The sequence below is a fragment of the Streptococcus suis genome (assembly GCF_002964045.1).
GTDB classification, from domain to species: Bacteria; Bacillota; Bacilli; order Lactobacillales; family Streptococcaceae; genus Streptococcus; species Streptococcus suis_U.
Genome location: NZ_POPB01000695.1, coordinates 1 through 298, shown reverse-complemented (window position 1 = coordinate 298; position 298 = coordinate 1). Strand labels below are relative to the sequence as shown.

The 298-nt window shown below is 41.3% G+C and carries 1 pseudogene; it reads left to right on the top strand.

The window, feature by feature from the left end:
• Nucleotides 1-298, top strand: a pseudogene (locus C1E99_RS14405) (transglutaminase); the annotation flags it as partial.

The following is a 298-nucleotide window of genomic DNA, read 5'->3' as shown; positions in this document are numbered from 1 at the left end:
CTGTTAATGATGAAATATATTCGCGCGTCTATTTTTCTGTCGCTCATGATTATCCAGAATTTTACTGGCTAACAGATGAAGCGGCAATGACTGGCGGAGTGGATATATTGGATTTAGAAGAGCCAGCGTATCCGACTGATTTATCTCCGACACGAAATAAAATAGAAGAGGAAGTGAATAAGATACTTGCTCAGGCACCAACAGGGTCGGACTATGAGAAGGTTAAATATTTTTACGAGGTGATTATAAAGCAAACGGATTACGACCTTGAAGCCCTACAGACCAACTCTGTCACGTG